Source organism: Nocardiopsis lucentensis DSM 44048, assembly GCF_000341125.1.
Lineage (GTDB): Bacteria > Actinomycetota > Actinomycetes > Streptosporangiales > Streptosporangiaceae > Nocardiopsis > Nocardiopsis lucentensis.
In genome coordinates, this window is the sequence record NZ_ANBC01000192.1 from 1 (window position 1) to 2,005 (window position 2,005).

General features: G+C 68.4%; 1 protein-coding gene and 1 pseudogene. Both read left to right on the top strand.

The features are described from left to right. Window positions 1-933: pseudogene (locus tag D471_RS33270) on the top strand (SPFH domain-containing protein); the annotation flags it as partial. Beyond that, the coding region (locus D471_RS0106405) for an SPFH domain-containing protein (protein WP_017597859.1) at window positions 930-2,005 on the top strand (1,076 nt) is incomplete at its 3' end. The pseudogene D471_RS33270 and the gene D471_RS0106405, both read left to right, overlap by 4 nt.

Here is a 2,005-nt window from a genome sequence, read left to right on the forward strand (position 1 = left end):
AAGCTCAACAACGCGATCAGCGAGACCACCCGCAGCCTCATCTACGAGCAGGAGGCCTCGGCGATCTACGACATGGTCGGCGAGAGCACCCACGCCCTGCTCGACCAGCTCAACCGGCAGTTCGGCGGGATCGTCATCCTGACCAGCGCCAACATCACCCACGCCGAGCCCTCCAGCCAGGAGTACCGGATGGACCTGGCGGCGCCGGAGATGGTGCGCGTGGCCAAGGACGCCTACACCTTCGAGTACGAGCTCCAGTTGCGCAAGGAGCAGAACGAGGGCGACCTCAACAAGGAGCTGGCCACCCTCAACGAGACGCTCTCGGCGATCCAGGCGGACATCGCCCAGTACCAGGCGCAGATGGACACCGCCCTGGAGCGCGAGACCAACCGGGCGCGAGCGCTGGCCCGCCAGCGCTTCGTCGAGGCCGAGTCCGAGGCCAACGCGAACTCGGCCCTCCTCCAGGCCCAGGCCCTGGACATCCGCGCGGTCAGTGCCGCCGAGGCCCCCGAGATCCTCAACTACCGCTTCCGCGAGAACCTCCTCGACAAGCTGGAGGCCGTCGCCGACAGCCTCCCGCAGGTCCTGCGGATCGGTTCGGGCGACACCGCCTCCGTCGACTACCTGCGTATCGCCCAGGAGATCATCGGCCAGAGCGACACCTCCCTGTTCTCCGAAGCGGACATGGAGGCCATCCGCGCCCGACTGAGCGAGATCTCCGCCCGCATCGCCGAACGCGAGCAGGAGATCAGCGCCCTCGTCGCGGACCCCGACCCCCAGCGGCGCCAGCCGGCGGAGGGCGAGGACCCGGGCGAGGACCTGGTGGAGGAGATCCGCCAGTCGGTCTCGGAGGAGGCCATCGACGGACGCCTCGCGGAGGCTCCGCAGGACACCGATGACTTCGGACCCAACCAGGGAGGTTCTTCCCGATGAGCCAGTCCGTGAACACCGGTGGCGGTTCCAGCATCAAGGAGTCGCTCGCCTCCTGGGGAGACCTGGCCGGTCTGCTGCGCGGCGGCGACCAGGGCGTGCTCGTCCCCGTCGTCATCCCGCGCGACACCCGCGGCCTGCGCTGGACCGTGCCGCTCTGGTTCGGCCTGTTCGCCCTCAGCTCGGCGCTGATGATGGCTCTGAACGCCACGCTCGGCGCCGGCGAGATCTTCTACACCCTCCTGGCGATCCCCACCATGCTCGTCGGCCTGCTGAGCGTCGCCGTCGCCGGTCTGTGGTGGTGGCGCGGCTCGATCGTCGAGATCGAGGAGGGGACCCACGGAATCCTCACCAGGTACGGCGCCATCGCCGGTGAGATCGGGCCGGGCCGCCACTACCTGTGGCACCCCTGGTCCCGGGTGGACTTCGTGGTCGACACCCGTACCGAGATCCCCTACACGGCTCCGGTCCTGGCGTGCCCGACCCGGGAGAACGTGCCGCTGAAGTCGATCGAGTTCTTCCTCAAGTTCCAGATCATCGACCCGACCCGGTTCGTGACGATCATCGGGGCGAGCAACTTCGACCTGGTGCTCTCCAGCGCCGTCCAGGACGCCATCCGCCAGCGCAGCAGGCTGGTCAACACCGAGTCCGCCTACGACCTGCGCGGATCCAACGTCGAGGACATGCGGCGCCTGCTCAACTCCCAGCTGGAGAAGTACGGCGTGCGCATCACCGGCTGCAACATCCCCGACGTGCAGTTGCCCAACCAGTACCAGCAGCACCTGGCCACCCGGGAGCGGGTCGCCAAGGAGCTCGTCGCCTACGAGCAGGAGTGGGAGCTGACGCGCAAGCGCCGCATCGACACCCTCCTCATGGACATCGAGCGCTCCAAGAAGACCCGTGACGCCAAGATCGTCGAGGTCAACGCCTCCCTCAACAAGGCGCGCAAGGACGTGGCGCAGATGCTCGAGGAGCAGGAGACCGAGGCGCAGCGGGTGCGGTACGAGATCGAGACGCGTGGCCGCGCCGACCTGGTCGCCGCCGAGAACGAGGCCAAGGCCCAGCGGCGGGGGGG